Source organism: Streptomyces ficellus, assembly GCF_009739905.1.
Lineage (GTDB): Bacteria > Actinomycetota > Actinomycetes > Streptomycetales > Streptomycetaceae > Streptomyces > Streptomyces ficellus_A.
Genome location: NZ_CP034279.1, coordinates 962,033 through 988,872, shown reverse-complemented (window position 1 = coordinate 988,872; position 26,840 = coordinate 962,033). Strand labels below are relative to the sequence as shown.

Here is a 26,840-nt window from a genome sequence, read left to right as displayed (position 1 = left end):
ATGGCCATGCCGCTTCGCCAGACCATCCGGGTAGGGACGTATCTCTTCCAACAGAAGATGCGCAAGCGTGAGAAGTTCCCGCTCATCGTCGAACTGGAGCCGCTCTACGCCTGCAACCTCGCGTGCGAGGGCTGCGGCAAGATCCAGCACCCGGCGGGCGTGCTGAAGCAGCGCATGCCGGTCGCCCAGGCGGTCGGAGCGGTCCTCGAGTCCGGCGCGCCGATGGTATCCATCGCGGGCGGCGAGCCCCTGATGCACCCCCAGATCGACGAGATCGTGCGCCAGCTCGTGTCCCACAGGAAATACGTCTTCCTGTGCACCAACGCCCTGCTGCTGCGCAAGAAGATCGAGAAGTTCACCCCGTCGCCCTTCTTCGCCTTCGCCGTGCACATCGACGGCCTGCGCGAGCGGCACGACGAGTCGGTCGCCAAGGAGGGCGTGTTCGACGAGGCGGTGGAGGCCATCAAGGAGGCCAAGCGGCGCGGCTTCCGGGTCACCACCAACTCCACCTTCTTCAACACCGACACCCCGCAGACCGTCATCGAGGTGCTCAACTACCTCAACGACGACCTCAAGGTCGACGAGATGATGATCTCGCCCGCCTACGCCTACGAGAAGGCGCCGGACCAGGAGCACTTCCTGGGCGTCGAGCAGACCCGTGAACTGTTCCGGAAGTCCTTCGCGGGCGGCAACCGGCGGCGCTGGCGCCTCAACCACTCCCCGCTCTTCCTCGACTTCCTGGAGGGCAAGGCCGACTTCCCCTGCACCGCCTGGGCGATCCCCAACTACTCGCTCTTCGGCTGGCAGCGGCCCTGCTACCTGATGTCCGACGGGTACGTCCCGACGTACCGGGAGCTCGTCGAGGAGACCGACTGGGACAAGTACGGCCGGGGCAAGGACCCGCGCTGCGCCAACTGCATGGCGCACTGCGGCTACGAGCCGACCGCCGTCCTCGCCACCATGGGCTCGCTCAAGGAGTCCCTGCGCGCCGCCCGCGAAACGGTCTCCGGAAGCCGGGGGTGAGGTGATGCCGGAGCCCGTGGGCCTCGGGCTGCCCACGCCGCCGCCCCGGCCACTCGCCGAGCGCCGCGCCGCACGGCGGATCCGGGTCGGCTCGGTGGCCGTGGGCGGCGACGCGCCCGTGTCGGTGCAGTCGATGACGACGACGCGCACCTCCGACATCGGTGCCACGCTCCAGCAGATCGCCGAGCTGACCGCGTCCGGCTGCCAGATCGTCCGCGTCGCCTGCCCAGCGCAGGACGACGCGGACGCGCTGCCGGTCATCGCCCGCAAGTCGCGGATCCCGGTCATCGCCGACATCCACTTCCAGCCGAAGTACGTCTTCGCCGCCATCGACGCGGGCTGCGCTGCCGTCCGGGTCAACCCGGGCAACATCAAGCAGTTCGACGACAAGGTCAAGGAGATCGCCAAGGCGGCGCGGGACGCGGGCACCCCGATCCGCATCGGCGTCAACGCGGGCTCCCTGGACCGCCGCCTGCTGGAGAAGTACGGCAGGGCCACCCCGGAGGCGCTCGTCGAGTCGGCCCTCTGGGAGGCGTCCCTGTTCGAGGAGCACGGCTTCCGCGACATCAAGATCTCGGTCAAGCACAACGACCCGGTGGTGATGATCGAGGCCTACCGCCGGCTGGCGGCGGCGTGTGACTATCCGCTGCACCTCGGCGTCACTGAGGCCGGCCCGGCGTTCCAGGGCACCATCAAGTCGGCCGTCGCCTTCGGCGCCCTGCTGTCCGAGGGCATCGGCGACACCATCCGCGTCTCCCTGTCGGCCCCGCCGGCCGAGGAGGTCAAGGTCGGCATCCAGATCCTCGAATCCCTCAACCTCCGCCGGCGCCGACTGGAGATCGTGTCCTGCCCGTCGTGCGGGCGTGCCCAGGTCGACGTCTACAAGCTGGCCGACCAGGTCAGCGCGGGCCTGGAGGGCATGGAGGTCCCGCTGCGCGTCGCGGTCATGGGCTGCGTCGTCAACGGCCCGGGCGAGGCCCGTGAGGCCGACCTCGGTGTCGCCTCGGGCAACGGCAAGGGGCAGATCTTCGTGAAGGGCGAGGTCATCAAGACCGTCCCCGAGTCCAAGATCGTCGAGACGCTGATCGAAGAGGCGCTGAAGATCGCCGAGCAGATGGAGAAGGACGGCGTGACCTCCGGCGAACCCGCCGTCACCGTCAGCTGACCGCAGCAGAGAGGGGCCCGAGCGTGACGATCCTCGAAAGCATTCGGGAGCCGCGCGACCTCAAGGCGCTGGACGGCGCCAAGCTCGACGAACTGGCCGACGAGATCAGGGAGTTCCTCGTACGGGCCGTCGCCCGCACCGGCGGCCACCTCGGCCCCAACCTGGGCGTCGTCGAACTGACCATCGCCCTGCACCGGGTGTTCGACTCGCCCGTCGACCGCCTCCTGTGGGACACCGGCCACCAGGCCTACGTCCACAAACTGCTCACCGGCCGCCAGGACTTCTCCAAGCTGCGAGGCAAGGGAGGCCTGTCCGGCTACCCCTCGCGCGAGGAGTCCGAGCACGACGTCATCGAGAACTCCCACGCCTCCACCGCCCTCGGCTGGGCCGACGGCCTCGCCAAGGCGCGCGACCTGCGCGGCGGCGACGAGCACGTCGTCGCCGTCATCGGAGACGGCGCCCTCACCGGCGGCATGGCCTGGGAGGCCCTCAACAACATCGCCGCCGCCAAGGACCGCCCCCTCATCGTCGTCGTCAACGACAACGAGCGATCCTACGCGCCCACCATCGGCGGCCTCGCCGGGCACCTCTCCACCCTGCGCACCACCGACGGCTACGAGCGGTTCCTCGAGTGGGGCAAGGACGTCCTGCGCCACACGCCCGTCATCGGACCGCCGCTGTACGGGTCGCTGCACGGCGCCAAGAAGGGCTTCAAGGACTTCATCGCCCCCCAGGGCATGTTCGAGGACCTGGGACTGAAGTACGTCGGCCCGGTCGACGGGCACGACATCGCCGCCGTCGAGGCCGCCCTGCGCAGCGCCAAGCGCTTCCACGGCCCCGTCCTCGTCCACTGCCTGACCCAGAAGGGCCACGGCTACGGGCCGGCCCTGGAGGACGAGGCCGACCACTTCCACGCTGTCGGCGCCATGGACCCGCTCACCTGCGAGCCGCTCACACCCGCCGCCGGCCCGTCCTGGACGTCCGTGTTCGGCGAGGCCATCGCCGAGATCGGGGCCGAGCGGCCGGACGTCGTCGCCCTCACCGCCGCGATGCTGCACCCCGTCGGGCTGACCCGGTTCGCCGAGCGGTTCCCCGACCGGGTGTGGGACGTCGGCATCGCCGAGCAGCACGCGGCCGTCTGCGCGGCCGGACTCGCCACCGGAGGGCTGCACCCGGTCGTCGCCGTCTACGCCACCTTCCTCAACCGGGCCTTCGACCAGCTCCTGATGGACGTGGCCCTCCACCGGTGCGGCGTCACCTTCGTCCTGGACCGCGCCGGTGTCACCGGCACGGACGGCCCCTCGCACAACGGCATGTGGGACCTGTCCGTCCTCCAGGCCGTCCCCGGGCTGCGGATCGCCGCCCCGCGCGACCCCGCCCAGTTGCGCTCCCAGCTGCGCGAGGCGGTCGACGTACGCGACGCGCCGACCCTGGTCCGGTTCCCCAAGGAGCAGGCGGGACCCGCCGTGCCCGCCGTCGGCCGCGTCGGCGGCATGGACGTGCTGCGCCGCCCGGACGGGCGTCCCGAGGTGCTGCTGGTCGCCGTCGGTGTCATGGCGGCCGTCTGCCTCGGGGCCGCCGAACTGCTCGCGGAACGCGGCATCGGCTGCACCGTCGTCGACCCGCGGTGGGTCAAGCCCGTCGACGAGCGGCTCGCCCCGCTCGCCGCCACGCACCGGCTGGTCGCCGTCGTCGAGGACAACGTCCGCAGCGGCGGCGTCGGCTGGGCGGTCGGCCAGGCGCTGCGGGACGCCGGCACCGACGTACCCCTGCGCACCTTCGGCATCCCGGAACAGTTCCTCGCCCACGCCAAGCGCGGCGAAGTGCTGGCCGACATCGGACTCACCCCGGTGGAGATCGCGGGGCGGATCAGCGCAGCCCTGGCAGGCAAGGAGAACGACGCATGAGCAAGAAGTTCGATCTGGCCGCACTGCTCGCCGAGCGCGGCACCGAGGGCTACGAGCTGCACGCCCGCCACCTCAATCCGCAGCTGCCGCGGATGCTCCAGACGATCGGCTTCGACAACACCTACGAACGCGCCGAAGGCGCCTACTTCTGGGACACCGAGGACAACGACTACCTCGACATGCTCGCCGGCTTCGGCGTCATGGGCCTCGGCCGCCACCACCCCGTCGTACGCAAGGCCCTCCACGACGTCCTCGACGCGGAGCTCGCCGACCTCACCCGCTTCGACTGCCCGCCCCTGCCCGGACTGCTCGCCGAGCGGCTCCTCGCCCGCTCGCCGCACCTGGACCGGGCCTTCTTCTCCAACAGCGGCACGGAGGCGGTGGAGACCGCGCTGAAGTTCGCCCGGTGCGCCACCGGCAGGCCCCGCGTCCTGTACTGCTCGCACGCCTTCCACGGACTGACCACCGGCTCCCTCTCGGTCAACGGTGAGAGCTGCTTCCGCGACGGCTTCGACCCGCTGCTGCCCGACACCGCCATCGAGCTGGGCGACCTGGACGCGCTGGAGCGGGAGCTGAAGCGCGGCGACGTGGCCGCGTTCATCGTCGAGCCCATCCAGGGCAAGGGCGTGCACGAGACCCCTCCCGGGTTCCTGCGCGCCGCGCAGGACCTGCTCCACCGGCACAAGGCGCTGCTCATCGCCGACGAGGTCCAGACCGGCCTCGGCCGGACCGGCGCCTTCTACGGCTACCAGCACGAGGACGGTGTGGAGCCGGACCTGGTGTGCGTCGCCAAGGCCCTGTCGGGCGGCTACGTGCCGGTCGGCGCCACGCTGGGCAAGGACTGGATCTTCAGACGCGTCTACTCGTCGCTCGACCGGACGCTCATCCACTCGGCCAGCTTCGGCTCCAACGCCCAGGCCATGGCGGCGGGGCTCGCGGTCCTGTCCGTGATGGACGACGAGGAGATCGTGGCCAACGCCCGGCGGACCGGTGAGCAGCTGAAGTCCCGGCTCGCCGCGCTGGTCGACCGCTACGAGATGCTGCACGAGGTGCGGGGCCGAGGCCTGATGATCGGCATCGAGTTCGGCCGCCCGTCCTCGCTCGGCCTGCGCGGCCGGTGGACCATGCTCCAGGCGGCCCGCAAGGGGCTCTTCGCCCAGATGGTCGTGGTCCCGCTGCTGCAACGGCACCGCATCCTCACCCAGGTCTCGGGCGACCGCCTGGAGGTCATCAAGCTGATCCCGCCGCTGATCATCGGCGAGCGGGAGGTGGACCGTTTCGTGGCGGCGTTCACCACCGTCATGGACGAGGCGCACAGCGGCGGCGGCCTGATGTGGGACTTCGGCAAGACGCTGGTCAAGCAGGCGGTCGCCAACCGCTGAGCCCCTGTCTCCTGCCCGCCGCCCTCTGCCTCCTGCCTCAGGGGCAACCGGCTTGCCTCTGAGGCAGAAGCCTGGCGCAATGGAGCCATGAACACCTCTCCCGCACCCTCGCCGGACTCCGGGTCGCCGGACCCCGGGTCGCCGTACCCCGGGTCGCCGGACGCCTCATCGCCGGCGGAGGAGAACGAAGGCGGCGGCGCGCTGCCGGACGTCGCGCCGCAGCTGCGGGCGTTGCGCAGGCGCCGGGGGCTGACCCTGGAGGCCGCCGCGCGGCGCGCCGGGCTCTCCCCGGCCCACCTGTCCCGCCTGGAGACCGGCCGCCGCCAGCCCTCGCTGCCGATGCTGCTCGGGCTGGCCCGTACCTACGGCGCGACCGTGTCCGAGCTGCTCGGCGAGGTGCCGCCCGAGCGCGACCCCATCGTCCGGGGCGGCCGGGCCGAGCCCGCCGAGGCGGACGGCTGGATCTACCACCAGGCCGGCGGCCCCGGGCGGGCGATGCAGGCGCTGCGCGTCCGCGTGCCGTATGCGGCGCCGGGCGACCTCGTGCGCGTACACCCGGGGGAGGAGTGGCTGTACGTCCTCGACGGCCGGGTGCGGCTGGCCCTCGGTGAGGCGGTGCACGTGCTCGACCCCGGGGACAGTGCCCACTTCGACTCGCTGACCCCGCACCGGATCGCCGCGGCGACCCGGGCCGGGGCCGAGCTGCTGTTCGTCCACACCCTTATGCAGAGCGCCGCGGCGGACCTGTGCCTCGGCACGGACGCCCACCGCCGCTGACCGGCGGCGGGCGTGGGGCTCAGCCCTGGTCGAGGAGCCGCTCGCGGAGCCGCTCGCGCGTCTCGGGGCTGATTTTCAGGCCCTCGGTCAGGTACCGCTCGGTCGAGCCCCAGGTCTCCTCGATCGTGGTGAAGGCCGCCGTCAGGTAGTCGATGCGGGCCTCGAAGAGCGGGCTGAGCAGCTCCATGACCTGGGGGGACATCGCGGCGGGGGAGGTGTCGCTGCGGCGCACCTTGTAGCGGCGGTGCGGGTCGTTGGACTTGAGGTAGTCCTCCTCGATCGCGTCGCGCTCGACGCCGACCGCGAGCAGGGACACCGCTATGGAGAGCCCGGCCCGGTCCTTGCCCGCCGCGCAGTGCATCAGGGCGGGGACGCTGTCCTCGGCGAGCGCGTGGAGGACCCGGCTGTGCTCGGCGGTGCGCTCCTTGATGATCATGCGGTACGAGGCCGTCATCCGGGCCGCGCCCTTGCCGTCCGCCAGGATGGAGCGCAGCTGGTCGAGGTCGCCGTCCCGGACCATGGTCCAGAATTCCGCGCCGTCGGCCGGGTCGGAGAGCGGGATGTTCACGTTCCGTACGCCCGGGAGCTCGACGTCCGGACCTTCCAGCTTCTGGTCGGCGGCGTTGCGGAAGTCGAAGATCGTGTGCAGACCGAGACCAGCGAGGAAGGCGGCGTCCGTGCCCGTGGCGTGCGCGAGGTGGCCGCTGCGGTACAGGATCCCGTGGCGCACCCGCCGGCCGTCCACCGTCGGAAGCCCGCCGACGTCACGGAAGTTGCGCACCCCGGTCAGCTCGGGCTCTGTCGACGGGACCTGCGGCAGCTCCTGCGTCACGGGGGCTCCTCCGTGTCTGCGGTCGGCGTCCGCCGCCGACGATGTTCGCGATCCGACGATACGACATCGGTGCGTCGGGCAATCAATCTCCGTGCGCGTCGCACATCCGTTGCCCTTCCCATGGTCGCGGGGGGTGGACGAGCCCGCAGCCGGGCCGTCGCGGCCCATGGACCGGAGACGGTAGATGCGCTTCTGTCCCACTTCGTAGGTCTTCGATGGTGTTCGTGAACCCGGCGCTGCGCGGACCGGGGCTGCCGCATCCAGCCGCCTACGCGGTGGGATTGGCAAGACTCGTCAGCTAATGGCTGTTCTGTCCGTATTGGGTGATTGGGTATAACGTGCCCTGGTCGCCCGGGAGATGGCCGGAGCCACGTGAGCAGCGTCATAACTGTGACCGTCCGTGGCGGGACACCCTCCACAAATTCCGTGCCCACAGCGGGAATTCATGATCCCTTGTCCACGGAGGGTGACCGGAATTCCCGGGCTTCACCACCGCCCGGAATGCGGTGGGGAAATCAGCGGCTTGTTCACGCCGACCCCACTCGCTTACGGTCTCGGCAATCCGGCCGGACCGCCGAATCCTGCCACCGGTCGGAATTCGCACCCACCCACGCGTGGCAGGAGCGGGGGACCCAGGTAGTACGCCGACCCGGATTTCCGGGACCGGCTCGGGGTGAAGTCGCGTCCATGACGCGGCCGGACAACTCCAGTCCGAACCCGACAGCTCACCTCGCAGGCGCCGGAGAGGAAATCGCCATGCCCGCGAAGGGTAAGCACCGCCGTCCCAAGTCCAGCACCATCACGCGTGGTTTCGTCGCCGCCGGTACGGGTGGCGCGGCCTTCGCGCTCCCGCTCTTCGGGGCCACCGGCGCGCACGCCGCCGAGCAGGCCGCCCCCGCCGCCGCGCCGCAGGCCGTGACCGCCGAAGCCGCCCAGGCCGCCCCGCAGAAGGCCGCGCCGCGCACCTACACGGTCGTCTCCGGCGACCACCTCTCCAAGATCGCCCACAACAAGAACGTCAAGGGCGGCTGGAAGAAGCTGTACCAGGACAACCGCCAGGTCATCGGCGAGGACCCGTCCCTGATCATCCCGGGCATGGAGCTCACCCTCGGCGCCAAGTCGAAGGCCGCCCCCGCGAAGGCCGCCCCGGCCAAGCCCAAGGCGGACGACCGCGACGAGAGCCGCGCCTCGCGCTCCGCCGCCAAGTCCGAGGCCCCGGCCCAGTCCGCCCCGAAGACCAGCGGCTCCGGCTTCACCGCCCCGGTCGACGCCGGCGTCAGCACCTCCTACCGCGCCTCCGGCTCCAGCTGGTCCTCCGGCTACCACACCGGTGTCGACTTCTCGGCCTCCTCCGGCACGACCGTCAAGGCCGTCGGCGCGGGCACCGTCGTCTCGGCCGGCTGGAGCGGCGCCTACGGCAACGAGGTCGTCATCAAGCACGCCGACGGCAACTACTCGCAGTACGCCCACCTCTCCTCGCTGTCCGTCTCCTCCGGCCAGTCGGTGAGCGGCGGCCAGCAGATCGGCCTGTCCGGTTCCACCGGCAACTCCACCGGCCCGCACCTGCACTTCGAGATCCGGACCAGCCCCAACTACGGCTCGGACATCGACCCGCTTGCGTACCTGCGCCAGCACGGCGTCTCGCTCTGACGCGAACGTTCCTCCGCCCGGCACCGCGTCCCGGTGCCGGGCGGAGTCGTATTCCGCGCTTGGGACAATCTTGACCGGTGGCAAACATCACCCCCCGTCAACCCCTCCTTACGGTCGCGTAGGTCACATCTCCCGGTGAAGGATGTGCTCCCGTGGCAGACGATTCGACATTCAGAGACCGTGACGTATTCGGGTCGTACGCGGCGATCGGTGACAGCTTCACCGAAGGCGTCGGAGACCCCGGCCCCGACGGAACGTTCGTCGGCTGGGCGGACCGTCTCGCGGTGCTGCTCGCGGACCGGCTGCCGGAGACCGAGGGATTCCGGTACGCCAATCTCGCCGTACGCGGACGCCTCCTCGACCAGATCGTGGCCGAACAGGTGCCGCGGGCCCGGCAACTCGCCCCGGACCTGGTGACCTTCTGCGCCGGCGGCAACGACATCATCCGCCCCGGCAGCGACCCCGACGAGGTCGCCGAACGCTTCGAGCGCGCCGTCGCCGACCTGACGTCCGTGGTCGGCACCGTCCTGGTCACGACCGGGTTCGACACCAGGACCGTGCCGGTGCTGCGCCGGCTCCGCGGCAAGATCGCCACGTACAACGGGCACGTGCGCGCGATCGCGGACCGGTACGGGTGCCCGGTGCTGGACCTGTGGTCCCTCAAGACCGTCCAGGACCGGCGCGCCTGGGACGACGACCGGCTGCACCTGTCTCCCGAGGGCCACACCCGGGTCGCGCTCCGGGCCGGCCAGGTCCTGGGCGTGGACGTCCCCGCCGACCCCGACCAGCCCTGGCCACCGCTGCCGCCGCGCGGCCCCCTCGAACTGCGCCGCGACGACATCAACTGGGCACGCGAGTACCTGGTCCCCTGGATCGGCCGCAGGCTGCGCGGCGAGTCGTCCGGCGACCACGTCTCCGCCAAGCGACCGGACCTGCTGCCCCTGTAACGGCGCCGGCCCTGCGGGGCGGTGCGGAGGACACCGGTCCTGACAGGTACGTGGCGCGACGTGAGGGTCACGCGGCGCGCCGGGCCGGGCCGGTGGCGCGCCCCGGGCTCCGGGCCTGCGCGGGCGTCGTCATCGGCGGGGCGCGTCCGGTGGGGCCGCGGGGCGGCCGATCTCGCGGGCGAGGGCCTCGTCGGCCCAGGCCAGCATCGCGGCGCGGGTGAAGGGCGCCGCGTAGGCGGTCATCTGGACGGCGAGGCCGTCGAGGAACGCGGTCAGCCGCCAGGCCGCGGCCGAGGGATCCTCGCACCGGAACTCGCCGGCCGCCGCCCCCTGCGCGATCACCTCGGTCAGCGCCGCCTTCCACTGCCGGTCCAGGTCCTGGGCGACCACCCGCAGCGCCGGTTCGCGCAGGGCCGCCGCCCAGCCCTCTATCCACAGCCGCCACCCCTTGGCCCGGCCCGTCGGGGCGTACCAGTGCACGGCCGCGCGCAGCCGGCGGGTGGCCGTGGTCCGGCGCCCCAGCAGCCGGCGCAGGTGCGCGAGGTCGCCCTCGGCGGCGTACGCGAAGGCGGCCGCGACGAGCTTCTCCTTGGTGGAGAAGTGGTACAGCACCAGCGCGTTGCTCACGCCCAGCGCGGAAGCCACGTCGGCGATCCGCACGGCTGCCACACCCCGTGCCTCGATCTGCTCGACGGCGGCTCGCAGCAGCTCCTCGCGCCGCTCGGCCACGCTCAACCGCACTCTGCCCACGCCGCCACCCTAGGTCGTGTCCGTCAAGTCTCGCCTGGCCCGTGACGCCCTGCACGCACTGTCGCCGCGTTGTCGTCGGTCGCCATGGCTCCGCCATGTCTCCCTCCTCCGCCTTGCGACAGCACGCACCGGACGCCACGGCCCCCGCCCTCCGGGCGGACGCCGATACTTTCCGGACACTCCCCAGGTCGTGTCCGTGGAGCACCGTCGGGCTTCGCTCGCCCCGGACCCCGCGCACGCCAGGCCACTCCCCACCGGGGCCCGGGGCAGGCGCGGGGCAGGCGGCGGGTCAGCGGTGCCGCAGCTCGCACCGGTCCTTGAAGCCCTGGCTGGTCAGGCCCAGTGCGGCATTGGTCCGGGAGCGCATGTTCTCCAGCGCCACCATCGCCGTCAGCTCCACGAACGCCGCCTCGCCGAGCTCCTTGCGCAGCCGCTCGGCCAGGTCGTCCTCGACGGCCGGAGGGGTGGCCGTCATCGCCTCGGAGTACTCCAGCACGTCACGCTCCCGCGCCGTGTACGCGTCGCTGTCCCGCCACACCGGCAGGTCACGCAGCTTGCGCGGGTCGACGCCGTGCCGGGTGCTCTCCCAGTACCCGAAGTCCATGCACCAGCTGCACCCGATCTCGGCGGCCGACGCCATCACGGCCAGCGCCTTGAGGGTCGGGTCCAGGGCGTTCCACCGGCCGACGGCCAGCTCGAACCGCAGGGTCGTGCGCAGGACGCGCCCGTTGTGCCCGGCCGCGCGGACCGGGTCGAGGCCCATTCCGTAGGTGCGCTTCGCGTACCACTCGACTGCGCGGAAGAGCAGGGTGCGGGGCGGGGTGAGCGAGATGCGGGCCATGAGGGCCTCCTGGGGTACGGGTGGACAACCTTTCACCGGTACGACGGACGGGGCGGTCACCGATGTGACATCGCACCCGCCGGGCCCGCCCCCGGGTTGTCGTACCCCCCGCCCATAATGGAAGGACGCTCACCCCCCTGGAGGTACCGTGACCGGCTCCGGCGTCCCGCCCCAGCTCCGCCACCGACTGCGCGCACTGCGGCCGGCCGCCTTCGGCGCGGACGCCACCGGAGAGCGGATGGAGCGCATCCGCCGGTCGCCGAACTTCGCGGACGGCACCTTCCAGAACCCGGTCGGGACCAGGCACAGACCGTCCGGCTCCACCCTGGAATTCGCGAAGGTCTACTTCGAGAAGGAGTCCCGGGCCCGCCGGGCGCCCACCGGTGGCGTCCCCGTGCACCCCACCACCGTCGCCGACCTGGCCCGCCCCGCGGCCACCGGACTGCGGATCACCTGGATGGGACACTCCAGCGTGCTCGCCGAGACCGACGGCCACCGGATCCTCTTCGACCCGGTGTGGGGCGCACGCTGCTCGCCCTTCTCCTTCGCAGGACCCAAGCGGCTGCATCCCGTCCCGCTGTCGCTCGCCGCGCTGGGGCCCGTCGACGCGGTGGTGATCTCCCACGACCACTACGACCACCTCGACCTCCCGTCGATACGCGCCCTCGCGGCCTCGGACACCCTCTTCGTCGTCCCGCTCGGCGTCGGCGCGCACCTGGAGCACTGGGGCGTGCCCGCCTCCCGCGTGCGGGAGCTGGACTGGAACGAGTCGACGGAGGTCGGCGACCTGCGGCTGACCGCCACCCCGGCCCGCCACTTCTGCGGCCGCGGCCTGCGCAACCAGCAGCACACCCTGTGGGCTTCCTGGGTGGTCACCGGGCCGGAGCACCGGCTCTTCCACAGCGGCGACACCGGGTACTTCGAGGGCTTCCGGGACATCGGCGCCGAGCACGGGCCGTTCGACGTCACCATGATCCAGCTCGGTGCGTACAGCGAGTACTGGCCGGACATCCACATGACCCCGCAGGAGGCCCTCCGGGCCCACCTCGACCTGCAGTCGGGCGCGCCCCACGGTGTGCTCCTGCCGATCCACTGGGGGACGTTCAACCTCGCCCCTCACCCCTGGGCGGAGCCGGCGGAGTGGACGAAGGACGCCGCCGAGGCGGCGGGCCAGGCGGTGGCGTTCCCCCACCCCGGCGAGCCCTTCGAGCCGGCCGCGAGGCTGCCGGTGGAGCCGTGGTGGCGGGCGATATCACGCCCGATCGCCCGCCCGTGGCGCGCCGCCGAGGTCCCCGCCGAGCCGCGCAGCGGCGACCTCGACCTCGCGGGTGAGCGGTGACGGCGAGCGTGGACGACCCGGCGGGGCGGCCCGCCCCGCGCTCGTAGGAAAGCGCCGGTGAGGGCGGGCGCATGCTTCGGCTCCCGGCCCCCGCCCCCGGCCGCCTTCCACGTCCGCGTTCTACGTCTCGGTGGACTGCCCAACGGCCTCGTGCGCGCCCGCGCTGACCAGACCCGTCTCGTAGGCGACGATCACGGCCTGGACGCGGTCCCGGAGTCCGAGCTTGGCCAGGATCCGGGCGACATGCGTCTTGACGGTCGCCTCGGCCAGGTGGAGGCGGGTGGCGAGTTCGGCGTTGCTCAGCCCGCGGGCAAGCAGGCCCAGGACCTCCAGTTCGCGCGGTGTGAGCGAGGCGAGGTCGCGGTGGAGGGCGGTCGTGTCATCGCCGTGCCGGGCACTGTATCGATGGTCGCCTCCGGCGAAACGCTGGACGAGGCGGCGGGTGATGGCGGGCGCGAGGAGGGCGTCGCCGGTACGGACCGTGCGGACGGCCGCGGTCAGCTGCTCGGGGGTGACGTCCTTGAGGAGGAAGCCGCTGGCGCCGGCGGACAGGGCCGCGTAGACGTACCGGTCGAGGTCGAAGGTGGTCAGGATGAGGACGCGGGGTTCGCCGGGGGCGCCGGTGAGGATGCGGCGGGTGGCCTCCAGACCGTCCATTTCGGGCATCCGGATGTCCATCAGGACCACGTCGGGACGGGTGCGGCGGACCGCCTCGACCGCTTCGGCCCCGTTGGTCGCCTCGGCGACGACGTCGATGCCGTCGGCGCCGAGGATCATCCGGAATCCGGTGCGGACCAGGGTCTGGTCGTCGGCGAGGAGCACGCGCAGCGGCTCGGTCACGGTGCCTCCAGGGGGATCAGGGCCTCCACACGGTAGCCGCCGGTCAGACGGCGGCCGGTGGTCAGGGTTCCGCCGTAGACGGCGAGGCGCTCGCGCAGGCCGATCAGGCCCCGCCCGCTGCCGGTCGCCGCTCCCGCACCCACGTCTCCCCCGGTGTCGGTGACCTCCACCCGCAGCCGTTCCGGCCCGTACTCGACGGTCACGGCGGCGGTGGCGCCGGAGGCGTGCTTCACGGTGTTGGTCAGGGCCTCCTGGACCACGCGGTAGGCGGCGAGCTCCAGACCGGGCGGGAGGGAACGGGCCGGCCCGGTCACGGCCAGGTCGACCGGCAGCCCCGTGTCCCGAACCCGTCCGACGAGCGCCCCCAGCCGGTCCAGGCCCGGTTGCGGGGCCAGTTCCGCCGCCGCACCGGCCATGTCCGTACCGCCGTCGGTCCGTTCGCCGTCGTCGGCCATGGTGAGCAGCCCCATGACGTGGCGCAACTCGGTCATGGCCGCCCGGCCGCCCGCCTCGACGGCGAGCAGCGCCTCGCCGGCCTGCTCGGGGGAGGTGTGCATGATCTTGCGGGCGGCGCCGGCCTGGATGATCATCACGCTGACGTTGTGCGTGACGACGTCGTGCAGTTCGCGGGCGATCCTGGCCCGCTCGTGCTCGACGGCCCGGCGCAGCGCCTCGGCCTGTTCGCGTTCGAGGGCGGAGAGCCGGGTGCGGCCCTCGGCGGTTCGGAGCTTCCAGGTGCGCAGGCCGACGGCGGCCACGGCCATCGGGGCCAGGATGAGCAGGGCGATGTACTCGTTGGGGACGATCGGCGTCCGCGCGTTCCCCGAGGTGCCGACCAGGACGACCGACACCGGCAGCGCCGCCAAGGTGGCCACCCGGTACGGGCTGTACACGGCGGCGCTGTAGACGGCGATGACGAACGCGTAGAAGGTCAGCCGCATCACGCTGTGCGGTGTGGCCAGCGTCGCGGCCGTCACGACGCACAGCACGGCGAGCGGGTGGCGGCGGCGTAGCGCCAGGGCGCCCGAGGCGACGACCGCGAGGACCACCATGAAGGCCAGGCCGCCCGGGCCGGACGGGCGCGGCATGACGTGCCGCACGCCGGGTGCGATCTCCCGCACGACCACGACACCGGCGTTGTCGATCCCGTAATAGACGGTGGTGACCCCGAGCACCAGCGCCAGCAGCACGTCGAACCGCCGGGCGCGCCCGGTCGGTCGGGGCGGCGGACCGCTCGGGGTCCTGGCGTCGCGGAGCGTCCGGCGGGCGGCTTCCCGCAGCCGCGCCGGCCCCGTACTCATGTCCGTCACCGGTTCATTGTTGCCGCCGCGCGGACCCGCGGGATCCGTCCGGGAGGCCATTCCCACCGCACCCGGTACATCACCCGCCTACATCGCGAGGATGACGTGCCCGGGGCTGATCCCAGCGCGGTACCGCAAGGGGTCCGGGCGGGCGATGCGCACGCGCCGGACCCGCTCCTAGCGTTCACGCAGCCAACCACCCGTACCCGAGGAGCCCTTCATGACCCTGCCGGTGATCGAACTGCGCGAGGTGAGCCGCCGGTACGACGACGGCCCGCCCGCCCTGCACGAGGCATCGCTGACCGTGCGGCCCGGCGAGGCCGTCGCCGTCCTCGGCCCTTCCGGCAGCGGCAAGTCCACCCTGCTCAACCTGATCGCGGGCCTGGACCGGCCCGACACGGGAACCGTCACCGTCGACGGTGTGCGGGTGGACGCGCTGGGCGAAGCCGCGGCGGCCCTGCACCGGCGGTCGAGGATCGGCATGGTCTTCCAGTTCTTCAACCTGCTCGACGACCTGACCGTCACCGACAACGTCGTCCTGCCCGCGCGCCTCGCGGGCATGGCACGTGGTGCGGCGGACCGGCGGGCGGCGGAGCTCCTGGAGAACCTCGGCGTCGACCGGCACGCCCGCGCCTACCCGGGGCGGCTGTCCGGCGGTGAGCGGCAGCGCGTCGCGGTGGCCCGGGCGTTGATGAACCGGCCGGCGCTGCTCCTGGCCGACGAGCCGACCGGGGCCCTGGACACCGCCGCCGGACAGGACGTCAGCCGGCTGCTCGCCGGACTCCACGCCGAGGGCCAGACCATCGTCGTGGTCACCCACGACCTGGCCCTGGCCCGGTCCTGCACGAACCGTACGATCCGCATCGCCGACGGCCGGATCACCGAGGACGTCCGGCCGCCGGCCGTCACCCCGGGGGCCGTCCGATGAGCGCGCTCGGCACAGTGGTGCGCTCGGGGGTGGCGCGACGCCGAGTGCAGACGCTGGTGATCGGGCTCGCCACACTGATGGCGGTGGCCGCCTCCGTCCTCGGCGGCACGCTGCTCGTGGTGTCCGGCGCGCCCTTCGACGACGCCTTCGCCCAGCAGCGCGGCGCGCACCTGTCCGTTGCGTTCGACGCGGCCAGGGTGAGTGCCGGGCAGTTGTCGGAGACCGGGGACGCCGAGGGGGTGAGCGGTACGGCCGGGCCGTTCCGTACGGCGACGGTCACCCCGAGCGCGGACGGGGTGGGCGGCCCCGGGTGGCCGATGACGGTGGTCGGCCGGGGCGATCCCGGCCGGGACGTGGACGAGGTGGTACTGCTCGACGGGCGGTGGCCCACGCGCTCCGGCGAGACCGTGCTGTCCGTCAACTCCTCGCTCCTGCCGCACCTGGGCATGAGGATCGCCTTCCCTCATCTGCCCGGCGATCCGGAACTGACGGTCGTCGGTGTGGCCCGCTCGGTCACGCAGACCGCGGACGCCTGGGTGGTTCCGGCCCAGATGCCGGCGCTCACCGCGCCCGGCAGCGGCGGCTACCAGATGCTCTACCGCTTCAGCGACGCAGAGACCGCCGCGCAACTCACCGCGGGCGGCAAGTCCGTGAGACGGTCCCTGCCGCCGGGAGCGGCCGTCGGCGAACGGTCATGGCTGACCGTCAGGAAGGCCGCGGAGGAGGACAGCGCGCTCTACGTCCCGTTCCTGATCGCGTTCGGCGCCCTGGGCCTGGTCATGTCGGTCCTCGTCGTCGGCAACGTCGTCGCGTCCGCCGTCGGCTCGGGCACCCGCCGCATCGGCATCCTGAAGGCGATCGGCTTCACCCCGGCCCAGGTCGTACGGGCCTACGTCGGCCAGGCGCTGGTCCCGGCCGCGATCGGCACGGCACTCGGGGTCCTCGCCGGCCACCTGCTCGCCGTGCCCGTGCTGGCCGAAGCCGAGGAGATCTACGGCTCCTCCTCCCTGACCATCGCCCCCTGGGTCGACGCGGCGGTGATCGCCGGGGTGCTCGGCCTGGTCGCGGCGACCGCGTGGGCCGGCGCCTGGCGGGCCGGCCGGCTGCGTACCGTCGACGCGCTCGCCGTCGGGCGCGGCACGTCGACGGGGCGCGGGCGGCGGGCGGCCCGCGTGGCCGGACGGCTCCCGTTGCCGCAGCCGGTCGCGCTCGGCCTGGCCCGGCCCTTCGCACGGCCCGCCCGCGCGCTGGCCATGGGCGCGGCGGTCCTGTTCGGCACCATCGCCGTGACGTTCACCGTGGGGATGGCGGCCTCGCTCGGCGAGGTGATGAAGGCCAAGGCCCACGACGTCGCCGACGTCACCGTGCCCGCGCCCGTACCGGACTTCGGCCCCCACGGCCCCGCCTCAAAGAAGAAGCCCCGCGCCGACCCCGCCGCGATCGCTGCGGCCATCGACGCCGTCGGCGGAACCGCGAAGCACTACAGCGCCACGACGGTACGGGCGACCGTGGCCGGCGTGACCGGCACCGTCGACGTGGTCGCCTTCACCGGCGACGCCGCGTGGGGTGGCTACACCATGGTCTCGGGCCGCTGGACCGACGCGCCCGGCGAGGCCGTGGTCCCCACCCCCTTCCTGACCGCCACCGGCACGCGCGTCGGCGACACCGTCACGGTGAACGGCCTGGCCCGGCCGGTGACGGTCCGGATCGTCGGCGAGGTCCTCGACCCCGCCAACGACGGCATGCAGGTCTTCACCGACGTCACGACCCTCGCGGCCGCGCACCCCGACCTGACGGACACGAGCCACCACATCGCGGTCACCCCGGGCACCGACGTCACGCGTTACGTCGACGCGCTGAACGAGGACCTGGCGACGCTGGGAGCCACCGCCCGGGCCGGCGGGCTCGGCAACGGCAGCGACATGGTCGTCACGCTCAACTCGCTGTCCGCGTTCCTCACGCTGATGCTCGTCTCCGTCGCCGCGCTCGGCGTGCTCAACGGCGTCCTGCTCGACACCCGCGAACGCGTCCGTGAGATCGGTGTCCACAAGGCGCTCGGCATGACCCCACGGCAGACCGTCGCGATGGTCGTCACCTCGGTCGTCGTCACCGGCCTGGTCGCGGGCGCGCTGGGCGTGCCGCTCGGCGTGGCGCTGCACGGCTGGGTCCTGCCCGCGATGGGCGACAGCGTGGGGCTCCGCCTCCCCGGTTCCGTCATCGCCGTCTACTCCACGGCCGAACTGCTCCCACTCGCCCTCGGCGGCCTGCTCATCGCCATCCTGGGCGCACTCCTCCCCGCCGGCTGGGCCGCCGGAGCCCGAACCGCTACGGCTTTGCGCACCGAATAGGAGCCCGGATCCGGAGCCCGCGTCCCCGGTCTTCCGCTGGACGAGCGTGCGCCGGGGTGGCGCCGGATGACGGACCCCGCTGACAAGCCGTAGGAAGTCCTGGCCCCGGTTGAGTCTCCCGTGGGGGGAGACAGCAAGCTGGGGGCATGGACCGCGACACGCTCTATTCCATCGGAGAGTTGTCCCGCAGGACCGGCCTGACGGTGAAGACCATCCGGTTCTACTCCGACAAGGGCATCGTCCCGCCAACTGACCGGAGCCCCGCGGGCTACCGGCTGTACGGCCTCGACGCACTCGCACGCCTCGACCTGGCCCGTACCCTGCGCGATCTCGGGCTGGACCTGGCGACCGTGCGCAGGGTGCTGGACCGTGAGGCATCCTTGTCGGACGTCGCGGAAGTCCACGCCAACGCTCTGGACGTACAGATCCAGACTCTCCGCCTGCGCCGGGCGGTACTGCGAGCAGTGGCCAGGCGCGGCCCCACCACCCTGGAGATGGACCTCATGCACCGACTCGCCACGCTCTGCCGGGCCGAACGGCACCAGCTGGTGTCCGACTTCATCGACGACGCGTTGGGGGACCTCGACGACAACCCCGAATTCGTGGCCCTGATGCGGTCCCTCATTCCCGAACTCCCCGACGATCCCGCACCCGGACAAGCCGAGGCATGGGTGGAACTCGCCGAGCTCTGCCAGAACCCGGACTTCCGTGTGGCGCTGCGCCGCACAGCTGCGGAGCAGGCGCGAGAACCCTCCCAGCAGGACGTCATAGCCGTGCAGGACGCTCTCCACCACGCCATGGGTGAACGATTCGACGAAGCCGTATCCGCCGGCATCCTCCCAGCCTTTGCCGAAGACGCACCCCGTGCCGACTCACTGGCCGACCTCTACGGCTTCGCGTTCGAGCGTGCTGACGGCGGCGATCTGCGCCGCTGGCTCCTCGCCCGCCTGCAGACAACCGCCGACCCACACACCGAGCGCTACTGGCAACTCGTGGCGACGATCAACGGATGGCCCGCGTCACCGGCACTCGCTCCCGTACATCCCTGGTTCGCCACCGCCTTCCGTCATGGGCGATGACGACGATCACGAAGGCCTGATGCCATGAGAACGCGCGTCCTGACGTTCGGTTTGTACGCGGACGAGGAGGGGCTGGCATGGGTCAGCGAACTCGTCGGGGAGGCCGTGGGATCCCGGAGCGCCCGGATCGTCGACGCGACCATCGTCCGCACGTGGCCCGGCAGTGAGCTGTCGCCCGCTGACGTGTACGACCACCTGGCGGAACAGTGGGCCGTGGAACACCCTGCGCAGAGCAGCGGCGCACGGGAAGGCGTAGAGCTGCGCGTCCACCTGGTGTGCTCGCTGCGGACGTGGCGGGCGATCCGCAAGACAGTGATCAAGTCCCTGTGCCCAGAGGGCATGGCGCCGCACATCTGCCGCGTTCCATGGGCGGCTGCGTAAGGGGCTCGCAGGCCACGACCGGCGGCGTCGACTTTCCATGCCACGCTGACCGCAACCAGGGTCGACAGGGCGGGGAGAGGCAACGATGGGGGCTCAGTACCAAGGCGCCGAGAGCGAGCACGGCGACCGCATCAGCACGGCCACCAGCATCGACACCGTCGGCCCGTGAGTTCACCGTCTGGATGGCCGCCCGCGACTTCCCCGGACGGCCGGCCAGGCAGGTCACCGACGTCTCCCACACGCTCTAGAGGCTGTCATCTCGCGGGTCGTGGACGGTGATCGCCCCGGCGGGGCAGACGCCGGCGGCCATGCGGGCGGCCGTGTCGTGCGGGGCGGGTGGGTCGGTGTGCAGCAGGAGTACCAGACCCTCGTCCGGGTCCTGGTCGAAGACCTCGGGGGCGGTCATGGCGCACATGCCGGCGCCGATGCAGCGCTCGCGGTCGACGCTCAGGTGCGGCGCGCTCATGTCCGGTCCCAGGTGACCGGGAGGCTCTTCACGCCGAAGATGTCCGCGGTCTCCGGGCGCAGGGCGACCTCTTCGGCGGGTACGGCCAGGCGCAAGGTGGGGAAACGGTCCAGCAACGCCCGGAACGCGACCCGCATTTCGACGCGGGCGAGCTGCTGGCCGAGGCACTGGTGGATGCCGTGGCTGAAGGCCAGGTGCCCGGCGGCCTGCCGGTGCAGGTCGAGGGTGTGGGGGTCGGCGAAGCGGTCGGGGTCGCGGTTGGCGGTGTGGTAGGAGAGGACGACGGTCGTTCCCGCCTCGATGACCTGGCCGCCCAGCTCGACGTCCTCCAGTGCCGTCCGGTGGAACGTCTTGGCGACGCTCAGGTACCGCAGCAGTTCCTCCACGGCACCGTCGGTGAGCGCGGGATCGGCGCGCAGTGCGGCCAGTTGCTCCGGGTTGCGCAGCAGCGCGTAGGTGCCGAGGGACAGCATGTTCGCGGTGGTGTCGAAGCCGGCCGCCAGGAGGATGAGGCTGATGCCCTTCAGCTCCTCGTCGGTCAGGTCGCTGTCGGTGAGTTCGCTGAGGATGTCGTCCGTGGGGTTGGCGCGCTTGGCTGCCACGAGTCGTGCGAGGTACTCCTGGGTCGCGGTGTACGCGGCGATCAGCTCCTCGTCGCTCACCTCCCCGCCCATGAACGTGTCGATCTGCTCCTGGAAGGACGCCCGGTCCTCGTACGGGACCCCGAGGATCTCGCAGATGACGATGGTGGGGATGGGCTTGGCGAACGCGGTCACCAGGTCCGTCGGAGGGCCGGCCTTCTCCATGGCGTCCAGGCAGTCGGCGGTGATCTGCTCGATCCGCTCGCTCAGCAGGCGCATCCGCCGCACGGTGAACTTGCCCACCAGGGGCTTGCGGTAGCGGCTGTGGTCCGGCTCGTCCATGAGGAGGAACTCGCCGGGCGGCGCCGGCGGGAGCGCGAAGTCCACGACGTTCATGAGGTCCTTGCGCGAGCTGAACCGGGGGTCGGCCAGGACCGAGCGCACCAGGTCGTATCCGGTGATCATCCAGCCGGGCTTGCCGCCGGGGTGGGTGTAGCGGCTGATGGGGCCGTGGCTGCGGGCGTCGAGCAGCTCCGCCGGCGGGTCGAAGGGGCAGCCGGGCCGGCGCTGCGCCGGCAGTGTGGTGACGGTGTGCAGGGATGCGCTCATGGTCCGTCCTCGCCTCGTGACTTGACGTTCGTCGATGCTCGAAAGCTACGTTGCGTTTAGTGAGTCGTCAATCGTCAATGCCCGTATCTGCTGGTCAGGCACCGTGAATTGATGCAATGGCGTGCGGCCGAACGCAACGGTGCGTTGCAATGGCTGCCGGAGAAGGCAATACTGGCGCCATGCCAGGCGGACGGTTGACCCAGCAGGAGCGGCAGCGCATCGCGGCGGGACTCGTGGACGGCCTCTCCTGCGCCGAGATCGCCCGCCGCCTCGGACGCCCGACCTCGACCGTCAGCCGGGAGGTCTCGCGCAACGGCGGCCCGGGCGGCTACCGGCCCGAGCGGGCGCACCGGTCGACGGCCCGGCGGGCGCGGCGTGGTGAGCCGGCCCGCCGCCACGAGGACCGACCGCGGGGCGGCGCGATGGAGGAGGAGATCATCGAGCTCGCGGTCAGGTCGGGGATGCCGAGAATGACGGCGCGCGTGCACGTCGACCTGTTGCTGTCCGAGGACGGCAGGCGCACCGCGGCCGAACTGGTCCGCAGGCTGCGGGTCAGCCCGGCCTCCGTCTCCGTGGCGGTGAACTTCCTCGTCCAGCACGGATTCGTCCGCCGCGAGCGGGACCCGCGGCGGCGACGTGACGTCTACGTCGTCGACGACCAGGCCTGGTACCACTCGGTCGCGGTCAGCGCGCGGCAGACGCGCGATTCGGCACGGGCCGCGATGGCGGCGGCCGAGACGCTGGGGCCCGAATCGCCGGTGGGAAAGCGGCTGCTCAGGGCGGGCATGTTCCTCGAACGGGTCGTCGAGGACATGAGCGAGTCGGCCGACCGCTGGCGCGGCCTCCTGAGGTGAGCGGGGTGATCACCTCCCTCCGCGACCACCGACGCGCGTAGGGGAGGCGTCAAGAGGGGCGTCCCGGAAGTCAGGGCCGCGTCAACGAGGCCGGCGGGTGGCCGAAAGGGATGTTTCCTCATCTCGTCAGAACATCCGCTCTTCGTTCTTCCGGGAGTTCACGATGGCCGACGTGGCCTTCGTCGTCGCCACAGCCGCGGTCTTCGCGCTGGTGGCCCTCGTCGCCAAGGGGGTGGCGAAGCTGTGAGTGCCGAGAACATCGTCGGGCTGCTCGTCGCCGCCGCCCTGCTGGGGTACCTCGTCCTGGCGCTGCTCAAGCCGGAGAGGTTCTGAGCGGGTATGAGTCCTGTCCTGGCTGGAATCCTCCAGCTGCTGGCGCTGGTCGTCGCGCTCGGTCTGTCGTACCGGCCGCTGGGCGACCACATGGCGCGGGTCTACTCCTCGCCGCGGCACCTGTGGGTCGAGAAGCGGATCTACCGGGTGATCGGTGCGAACCCCGACGTGGAGATGCGCTGGCCGGCGTACCTGCGCGGCGTCCTCGCCTTCTCCGCGGTGGGCGTGCTGTTCCTGTACGGCCTCCAGCGGTCGCAGGATGTGCTGCCCGGCTCGCTGGGCTTCGTGTCGATCGACCCGGACCAGGCGTTCAACACCGCCGCGTCCTTCGTCGCGAACACGAACTGGCAGTCCTACTACGGCGAGCAGGCCATGGGGCACGTCGTGCAGACCGGCGGCCTCGCGGTGCAGAACTTCGTCTCGGCGGCGGTCGGCATCGCGGTGGCGGTCGCGCTCGTACGCGGCTTCGCCCGGTCGCGCACCGGCGAGCTGGGCAACTTCTGGGCCGACCTGGTCAGGGGCGTCGTCCGGATCCTGCTGCCGATCTCCGTGATCGGCGCCCTCGTGCTCGTCGCCTGCGGCGCGATCCAGAACTTCTCCGGCATCCACGAGGTCGGCCAGTTCGGCGGCGGCACGCAGCAGTGGAACGGGGGCGCGGTGGCCTCGCAGGAGGTCATCAAGGAACTGGGCACCAACGGTGGCGGCTACTTCAACGCCAACTCCTCGCATCCCTTTGAGAATCCCAACGGTCTCTCCAACCTCTTCGAGATCTACCTGATCCTCGTCATCCCCTTCTCGCTGACCCGGACCTTCGGCCGCATGGCCGGCTCGGTCAGGCAGGGGTACGCGATCCTCGGCGCGATGGCCACCATCTGGCTCGGCTTCACGGCGCTGATGATGTGGACCGAGTACGCGGGCCATGGCCCGGCCTTCGAGATCGCCGGCGGCGCGATGGAGGGCAAGGAGACCCGGTTCGGCATCGCCGGCTCCTCGCTGTTCGCGGTGGCCACGACGCTGACCTCCACCGGTGCCGTGAACTCCTTCCACTCCTCGTACACCGGGTTCGGCGGCGGCATCACGATGCTCGGCATGCAGCTCGGCGAGATCGCGCCCGGCGGCGTCGGCTCCGGCCTCTACGGGATGCTGGTCATGGCGGTCGTCGCGGTGTTCGTCGCCGGCCTGATGGTCGGCCGTACGCCGGAGTACCTGGGCAAGAAGATCGGCACCCGTGAGGTCACGTTCGCGGCCTGCTACCTCCTGGTCACCCCGGCGCTGGTGCTCGGGTTCACCGCCGCCTCGTTCACCCTGGACACCCCGGTGCACTCGATGACGAACTCCGGCGCGCACGGCTTCTCCGAGATCCTCTACGCCTACACCTCCGGCGCCAACAACAACGGCTCCGCCTTCGCCGGCCTGAACGCCGACACCCCGTGGTTCAACACGACCATCGGCATCGCGATGCTCCTCGGCCGGTTCCTGCCGATGGTGTTCGTGCTCGCCCTCGCCGGCTCGCTCGCCGGCCAGCGGCCCGTACCCGAGACCTCGGGCACGCTGCGGACCGAAAAGCCGCTGTTCACGGGCCTGTTGGTCGGCACCATCATGATCATCACGGGTCTCACCTACTTTCCGGCCCTCGCGCTGGGCCCGCTCGCCGAAGGGCTCGCCGCATGACCATCGACGTGAAGAAGCAGCAGGACGGCATGGACCGTACGACACCTTCCACCACGGCTCCGCACGGCGACGTCCTCCCGGGCCGCGAGCCGGCGCCGGCGGGCCGGGCCGGTGGGGGACCCTTCGGCCCCGCGCAGATGATCGCGGCCTTCCCGGAGGCGATCCGCAAGCTCGACCCACGGGTGATGGTCGCATCGCCGGTGATGTTCGTGGTGCTGGTCGGCTCGGTGGTCACCACCGTGCTGGCGCTGAGGCACCCGGGGGAGTGGTTCGGCTGGGCGATCACGGTGTGGCTGTGGCTGACGACGATCTTCGCCAACCTGGCGGAGGCCGTCGCCGAGGGCCGGGGCAGGGCCCAGGCCGACACCCTGCGCAGGGCCAGGACCGACACCGTCGCCCGCCGGGTCACCACGGCGGGCGAGGAGGAGGTCCCCGGCACCGGCCTGCGCACCGGTGACCTGGTCGTCTGCGAGGCGGGGGACGTCATCCCCGGCGACGGCGACGTCGTCGAGGGCGTCGCCAGCGTGGACGAGTCCGCCATCACGGGCGAGTCCGCGCCGGTGATCCGCGAGTCCGGCGGCGACCGCTGCGCGGTGACCGGTGGCACGACGGTGCTGTCCGACCGGATCGTCGTCAGGATCACGACGAAGCCCGGCGAGACCTTCATCGACCGGATGATCAACCTGGTGGAGGGCGCCGCCCGGCAGAAGACCCCGAACGAGATCGCCCTCAACATCCTCCTCGCGTCCCTGACCATCATCTTCCTGCTCGCGGTCGTCACGCTCAAACCGTTCGCGATCTACGCCGGTGCGGACGAGCAGACCTCGCTGATCGTGCTGACGGCGCTGCTGGTCTGCCTGATCCCGACGACGATCGGGGCGCTGCTCTCCGCGATCGGCATCGCCGGCATGGACCGGCTCGTACAGCGCAACGTGCTCGCCATGTCGGGCCGTGCGGTCGAGGCGGCCGGTGACGTGTCGACACTGCTCCTGGACAAGACAGGCACGATCACGCTGGGCAACCGGCGGGCCGCCGAGTTCGTACCCGTACACGGGACGACGGAGACCGAGGTCGCCGACGCCGCCCAGCTCTCCTCGCTCGCCGACGAGACGCCCGAGGGCCGCTCGGTCGTCGTCCTCGCGAAGGAGAGGTACGGCCTGCGGGAGCGGCACCAGGGGGAGTTGGCGCACGCCACCTGGTTCGCGTTCACGGCCCAGAACCGCATGTCGGGCGTGGACGTGGACGGCAGGAGGATCCGCAAGGGCGCGGCGGGTGCGGTCGTCGCGTGGGTGCAGGAGCGGGGCGGCGAGGTCGCCGAGGACGCGCAGGCGCTCACGGACCGGATCGCCCTGGCCGGTGGCACACCGCTGCTGGTGGCCGTGGAGGACGACAGGGGTGCGCGCGTCCTCGGGGTCGTCCACCTCAAGGACGTCGTGAAGGACGGCATGCGCGAGCGCTTCGCCGAACTGCGCCGCATGGGCATCAAGACGATCATGATCACGGGTGACAACCCGCTGACCGCCAGGGCCATCGCCGAGGAGGCCGGCGTCGACGACTTCCTCGCCGAGGCCACCCCCGAGGACAAGATGGCCCTCATCAAGCGCGAGCAGGCCGGCGGCAAGCTCGTCGCGATGACCGGCGACGGCACCAACGACGCCCCGGCCCTCGCCCAGGCCGACGTGGGCGTGGCCATGAACACCGGTACGTCGGCCGCGAAGGAGGCCGGCAACATGGTCGACCTCGACTCCGACCCGACCAAGCTCATCGAGATCGTCGGGATCGGCAAGCAACTCCTCATCACCCGGGGCGCTTTGACCACCTTCTCCCTCGCCAACGACGTCGCCAAGTACTTCGCGATCATCCCCGCGATGTTCGCCGTGGCGTATCCGTCGCTGGACCGGCTCAACATCATGGGCCTCGCCTCGCCCCAGTCCGCGATCCTGTCCGCCGTCGTCTTCAACGCGCTGGTCATCGTGGCCCTCGTGCCGCTGGCGCTGAAGGGCGTGCGCTACCGCCCGTCCAGCGCCGACTCGCTGCTGCGGCGCAACCTCGGCCTGTACGGACTCGGCGGCCTCGTCGCCCCGTTCCTCGGCATCAAACTCATCGACCTCCTCCTCTCCCTCATCCCCGGAATCGGCTGATACGCGATGAACAACCCCGCAGGAAACACCGGGCGCGTCCTCTGGGCCGGGCTCCGAGCCCTGCTCGTCCTCACCCTGATCACCGGCGTCCTCTACCCGCTCGCCGTCACCGGCATCGCCCAACTGGCCCTTTCCGACCAGGCGAACGGCTCGGAGATCAGGGACGCACACGGCAGGGTGGCCGGCTCGGAGCTGATCGGCCAGTCCTACGACCTGCCGCTCGAGAAGGGGCAGGAGACCCCCGCTCCCGACCTCCGCTGGTTCCAGCCCCGCCCCTCGAACGGTCTCGGCACCAACTCGGTCAACACCCGGTACGCGCTCGTCCTGTCCGGCGCGACCAACCGCTCCGGCGACAACGCCGAACTGGTGCGGTGGGTCACGGCCGCCAAAGCGGCCGTGGTCAGGGACAACTCCACCCCCGGCCACACGGTGAAGCCGTCCGACGTCCCGCCGGACGCCGTCACGTCGTCCGGCTCCGGCCTCGACCCGCACATCTCCCCGGAGTACGCGAGGCTCCAGGCCCACCGGGTCGCGGACCGCAACGAGCTGGACGTCGCGACGGTCGAGAAACTGGTCGCCGACCACACCGACGCCCGCATCCTCGGCTTCGTCGGCGAACCCCGCGTCAACGTCCTCAAGCTCAACCTCGCACTCAAGGAGCTGGTGCCCAACGGCTGATGGGGCCCGGCCGTACG

25 protein-coding genes and 1 riboswitch are annotated in these 26,840 nt (G+C 71.7%); of the genes, 18 read left to right on the top strand and 7 right to left on the bottom strand.

Annotation, left to right across the window (positions count from 1 at the left end; all coding sequences use genetic code 11):
• From hpnH to EIZ62_RS04270, 5 genes are all read left to right on the top strand, one after another.
• Positions 1-1,023: an adenosyl-hopene transferase HpnH gene (hpnH, locus tag EIZ62_RS04290; protein WP_208827759.1), complete on the top strand. Its 1,023-nt coding sequence runs from the start codon at positions 1-3 to the stop codon at positions 1,021-1,023.
• Between the two features lie 4 nt (positions 1,024-1,027).
• Positions 1,028-2,188 carry a flavodoxin-dependent (E)-4-hydroxy-3-methylbut-2-enyl-diphosphate synthase gene (gene ispG, locus EIZ62_RS04285; RefSeq protein WP_156691381.1) on the top strand — a complete coding sequence of 387 codons (1,161 nt, stop codon included), beginning with the start codon at positions 1,028-1,030 and terminating at the stop codon, positions 2,186-2,188.
• Positions 2,189-2,211: 23 nt separating this feature from the next.
• On the top strand, positions 2,212-4,095 hold the full coding sequence (gene dxs / locus EIZ62_RS04280; RefSeq protein WP_156691380.1) for a 1-deoxy-D-xylulose-5-phosphate synthase: 1,884 nt from the start codon (positions 2,212-2,214) through the stop codon (positions 4,093-4,095).
• On the top strand, positions 4,092-5,477 hold the full coding sequence (locus tag EIZ62_RS04275; protein ID WP_156691379.1) for an aspartate aminotransferase family protein: 1,386 nt from the start codon (positions 4,092-4,094) through the stop codon (positions 5,475-5,477). The genes dxs and EIZ62_RS04275 overlap by 4 nt, the downstream gene beginning before the upstream one ends.
• An 87-nt stretch (positions 5,478-5,564) precedes the next feature.
• The gene (locus EIZ62_RS04270; protein WP_156691378.1) at positions 5,565-6,254 is read left to right on the top strand and encodes an XRE family transcriptional regulator; all 690 of its coding nucleotides are present in this window, start codon (positions 5,565-5,567) and stop codon (positions 6,252-6,254) included.
• A gap of 19 nt (positions 6,255-6,273) precedes the next feature.
• Here the strand turns inward: EIZ62_RS04270 and EIZ62_RS04265 are convergent, their stop codons facing one another.
• A complete protein-coding gene (locus EIZ62_RS04265) occupies positions 6,274-7,086 on the bottom strand; it encodes a tyrosine-protein phosphatase (protein ID WP_156691377.1) in 813 nt (270 codons plus the stop codon).
• Positions 7,087-7,681: 595 nt separating this feature from the next.
• Positions 7,682-7,840, top strand: a riboswitch (cyclic di-AMP (ydaO/yuaA leader).
• 2 nt (positions 7,841-7,842) lie between these two features.
• On the opposite strand from EIZ62_RS04265, the gene EIZ62_RS04260 reads away from it, so the two are divergent.
• On the top strand, positions 7,843-8,736 hold the full coding sequence (locus EIZ62_RS04260; protein WP_156691376.1) for a M23 family metallopeptidase: 894 nt from the start codon (positions 7,843-7,845) through the stop codon (positions 8,734-8,736).
• A gap of 152 nt (positions 8,737-8,888) precedes the next feature.
• Complete coding sequence (locus EIZ62_RS04255; protein WP_156691375.1) at positions 8,889-9,683, top strand: SGNH/GDSL hydrolase family protein; 795 nt, start codon at positions 8,889-8,891, stop codon at positions 9,681-9,683.
• A 129-nt stretch (positions 9,684-9,812) separates the two neighbouring features.
• Here EIZ62_RS04255 and EIZ62_RS04250 read toward each other — a convergent pair whose 3' ends face one another.
• Together EIZ62_RS04250 and EIZ62_RS04245 are read right to left on the bottom strand one after the other, a co-directional pair.
• Positions 9,813-10,433 carry a TetR/AcrR family transcriptional regulator gene (locus tag EIZ62_RS04250; protein WP_156691374.1) on the bottom strand — a complete coding sequence of 207 codons (621 nt, stop codon included), beginning with the start codon at positions 10,431-10,433 and terminating at the stop codon, positions 9,813-9,815.
• A 289-nt stretch (positions 10,434-10,722) separates the two neighbouring features.
• Entirely contained in the window at positions 10,723-11,274 is a 552-nt protein-coding gene (locus EIZ62_RS04245; protein WP_156691373.1) for a carboxymuconolactone decarboxylase family protein, read from the bottom strand.
• A 148-nt stretch (positions 11,275-11,422) separates the two neighbouring features.
• On the opposite strand from EIZ62_RS04245, the gene EIZ62_RS04240 reads away from it, so the two are divergent.
• Positions 11,423-12,613 (top strand): MBL fold metallo-hydrolase, encoded by a 1,191-nt coding sequence (locus EIZ62_RS04240; RefSeq protein WP_156691372.1) that lies wholly within the window; start codon positions 11,423-11,425, stop codon positions 12,611-12,613.
• Between the two features lie 120 nt (positions 12,614-12,733).
• Here EIZ62_RS04240 and EIZ62_RS04235 read toward each other — a convergent pair whose 3' ends face one another.
• Both EIZ62_RS04235 and EIZ62_RS04230 read right to left on the bottom strand, forming a co-directional pair.
• Positions 12,734-13,453 (bottom strand): response regulator, encoded by a 720-nt coding sequence (locus EIZ62_RS04235; RefSeq protein WP_156691371.1) that lies wholly within the window; start codon positions 13,451-13,453, stop codon positions 12,734-12,736.
• Positions 13,450-14,754 carry a sensor histidine kinase gene (locus tag EIZ62_RS04230; protein ID WP_156696194.1) on the bottom strand — a complete coding sequence of 435 codons (1,305 nt, stop codon included), beginning with the start codon at positions 14,752-14,754 and terminating at the stop codon, positions 13,450-13,452. The genes EIZ62_RS04235 and EIZ62_RS04230 overlap by 4 nt, the downstream gene beginning before the upstream one ends.
• A 220-nt stretch (positions 14,755-14,974) precedes the next feature.
• Here EIZ62_RS04230 and EIZ62_RS04225 point away from each other — a divergent pair, with 220 nt between their 5' ends.
• The 4 genes from EIZ62_RS04225 (at position 14,975) to EIZ62_RS04210 (ending at position 19,490) form a co-directional block, all read left to right on the top strand.
• Positions 14,975-15,682 carry an ABC transporter ATP-binding protein gene (locus EIZ62_RS04225; RefSeq protein WP_156691370.1) on the top strand — a complete coding sequence of 236 codons (708 nt, stop codon included), beginning with the start codon at positions 14,975-14,977 and terminating at the stop codon, positions 15,680-15,682.
• Complete coding sequence (locus EIZ62_RS04220; RefSeq protein WP_167536334.1) at positions 15,679-18,030, top strand: ABC transporter permease; 2,352 nt, start codon at positions 15,679-15,681, stop codon at positions 18,028-18,030. Before EIZ62_RS04225 ends, EIZ62_RS04220 begins: the two co-directional genes overlap by 4 nt.
• Before the next feature lie 146 nt (positions 18,031-18,176).
• Positions 18,177-19,109, top strand: coding sequence for a MerR family transcriptional regulator (locus tag EIZ62_RS04215; RefSeq protein WP_156691369.1), 933 nt, complete (start codon positions 18,177-18,179; stop codon positions 19,107-19,109).
• 24 nt (positions 19,110-19,133) lie between these two features.
• Positions 19,134-19,490, top strand: a complete 357-nt coding sequence (locus EIZ62_RS04210) for a hypothetical protein (RefSeq protein ID WP_156691368.1) — start codon at positions 19,134-19,136, stop codon at positions 19,488-19,490.
• Positions 19,491-19,734: 244 nt separating this feature from the next.
• Here the strand turns inward: EIZ62_RS04210 and EIZ62_RS04205 are convergent, their stop codons facing one another.
• Positions 19,735-19,956 (bottom strand): ferredoxin, encoded by a 222-nt coding sequence (locus EIZ62_RS04205; RefSeq protein WP_156691367.1) that lies wholly within the window; start codon positions 19,954-19,956, stop codon positions 19,735-19,737.
• Complete coding sequence (locus tag EIZ62_RS04200) at positions 19,953-21,146, bottom strand: cytochrome P450 (protein ID WP_156691366.1); 1,194 nt, start codon at positions 21,144-21,146, stop codon at positions 19,953-19,955. Before EIZ62_RS04200 ends, EIZ62_RS04205 begins: the two co-directional genes overlap by 4 nt.
• Positions 21,147-21,325: 179 nt before the next feature.
• On the opposite strand from EIZ62_RS04200, the gene EIZ62_RS04195 reads away from it, so the two are divergent.
• From EIZ62_RS04195 to EIZ62_RS04175, 6 genes are all read left to right on the top strand, one after another.
• Positions 21,326-22,000, top strand: a complete 675-nt coding sequence (locus EIZ62_RS04195; RefSeq protein WP_156691365.1) for a helix-turn-helix domain-containing protein — start codon at positions 21,326-21,328, stop codon at positions 21,998-22,000.
• Between the two features lie 97 nt (positions 22,001-22,097).
• Positions 22,098-22,247 (top strand): hypothetical protein, encoded by a 150-nt coding sequence (locus EIZ62_RS31885; protein ID WP_167536333.1) that lies wholly within the window; start codon positions 22,098-22,100, stop codon positions 22,245-22,247.
• On the top strand, positions 22,244-22,333 hold the full coding sequence (kdpF, locus tag EIZ62_RS04190) for a K(+)-transporting ATPase subunit F (RefSeq protein ID WP_156691364.1): 90 nt from the start codon (positions 22,244-22,246) through the stop codon (positions 22,331-22,333). The genes EIZ62_RS31885 and kdpF overlap by 4 nt, the downstream gene beginning before the upstream one ends.
• A 6-nt stretch (positions 22,334-22,339) precedes the next feature.
• A complete protein-coding gene (kdpA, locus tag EIZ62_RS04185) occupies positions 22,340-24,004 on the top strand; it encodes a potassium-transporting ATPase subunit KdpA (protein ID WP_156691363.1) in 1,665 nt (554 codons plus the stop codon).
• A complete protein-coding gene (gene kdpB / locus EIZ62_RS04180; protein WP_156691362.1) occupies positions 24,001-26,145 on the top strand; it encodes a potassium-transporting ATPase subunit KdpB in 2,145 nt (714 codons plus the stop codon). Before kdpA ends, kdpB begins: the two co-directional genes overlap by 4 nt.
• Positions 26,146-26,151: 6 nt before the next feature.
• Positions 26,152-26,823, top strand: a complete 672-nt coding sequence (locus tag EIZ62_RS04175; protein WP_156691361.1) for a potassium-transporting ATPase subunit C — start codon at positions 26,152-26,154, stop codon at positions 26,821-26,823.
• The last annotated feature ends 17 nt before the right edge of the window (positions 26,824-26,840 follow it).

Excerpts from the sequence above, each read along its gene's own strand:
- hpnH (WP_208827759.1), top strand. The coding sequence starts at position 1 with ATGGCCATGCCGCTTCGCCAGACCATCCGGGTAGGGACGTATCTCTTC.
- ispG (WP_156691381.1), top strand. The coding sequence starts at position 1,028 with ATGCCGGAGCCCGTGGGCCTCGGGCTGCCCACGCCGCCGCCCCGGCCA.
- EIZ62_RS04275 (WP_156691379.1), top strand. The coding sequence starts at position 4,092 with ATGAGCAAGAAGTTCGATCTGGCCGCACTGCTCGCCGAGCGCGGCACC.
- EIZ62_RS04270 (WP_156691378.1), top strand. The coding sequence starts at position 5,565 with ATGAACACCTCTCCCGCACCCTCGCCGGACTCCGGGTCGCCGGACCCC.
- EIZ62_RS04260 (WP_156691376.1), top strand. The coding sequence starts at position 7,843 with ATGCCCGCGAAGGGTAAGCACCGCCGTCCCAAGTCCAGCACCATCACG.
- EIZ62_RS04245 (WP_156691373.1), bottom strand. The coding sequence starts at position 11,274 with ATGGCCCGCATCTCGCTCACCCCGCCCCGCACCCTGCTCTTCCGCGCA.
- EIZ62_RS04230 (WP_156696194.1), bottom strand. The coding sequence starts at position 14,754 with ATGAGTACGGGGCCGGCGCGGCTGCGGGAAGCCGCCCGCCGGACGCTC.
- EIZ62_RS04225 (WP_156691370.1), top strand. The coding sequence starts at position 14,975 with ATGACCCTGCCGGTGATCGAACTGCGCGAGGTGAGCCGCCGGTACGAC.
- EIZ62_RS04220 (WP_167536334.1), top strand. The coding sequence starts at position 15,679 with ATGAGCGCGCTCGGCACAGTGGTGCGCTCGGGGGTGGCGCGACGCCGA.
- EIZ62_RS04215 (WP_156691369.1), top strand. The coding sequence starts at position 18,177 with ATGGACCGCGACACGCTCTATTCCATCGGAGAGTTGTCCCGCAGGACC.
- EIZ62_RS04210 (WP_156691368.1), top strand. The coding sequence starts at position 19,134 with ATGAGAACGCGCGTCCTGACGTTCGGTTTGTACGCGGACGAGGAGGGG.
- EIZ62_RS04205 (WP_156691367.1), bottom strand. The coding sequence starts at position 19,956 with ATGAGCGCGCCGCACCTGAGCGTCGACCGCGAGCGCTGCATCGGCGCC.
- EIZ62_RS04200 (WP_156691366.1), bottom strand. The coding sequence starts at position 21,146 with ATGAGCGCATCCCTGCACACCGTCACCACACTGCCGGCGCAGCGCCGG.
- EIZ62_RS04195 (WP_156691365.1), top strand. The coding sequence starts at position 21,326 with ATGCCAGGCGGACGGTTGACCCAGCAGGAGCGGCAGCGCATCGCGGCG.
- kdpA (WP_156691363.1), top strand. The coding sequence starts at position 22,340 with ATGAGTCCTGTCCTGGCTGGAATCCTCCAGCTGCTGGCGCTGGTCGTC.
- kdpB (WP_156691362.1), top strand. The coding sequence starts at position 24,001 with ATGACCATCGACGTGAAGAAGCAGCAGGACGGCATGGACCGTACGACA.
- EIZ62_RS04175 (WP_156691361.1), top strand. The coding sequence starts at position 26,152 with ATGAACAACCCCGCAGGAAACACCGGGCGCGTCCTCTGGGCCGGGCTC.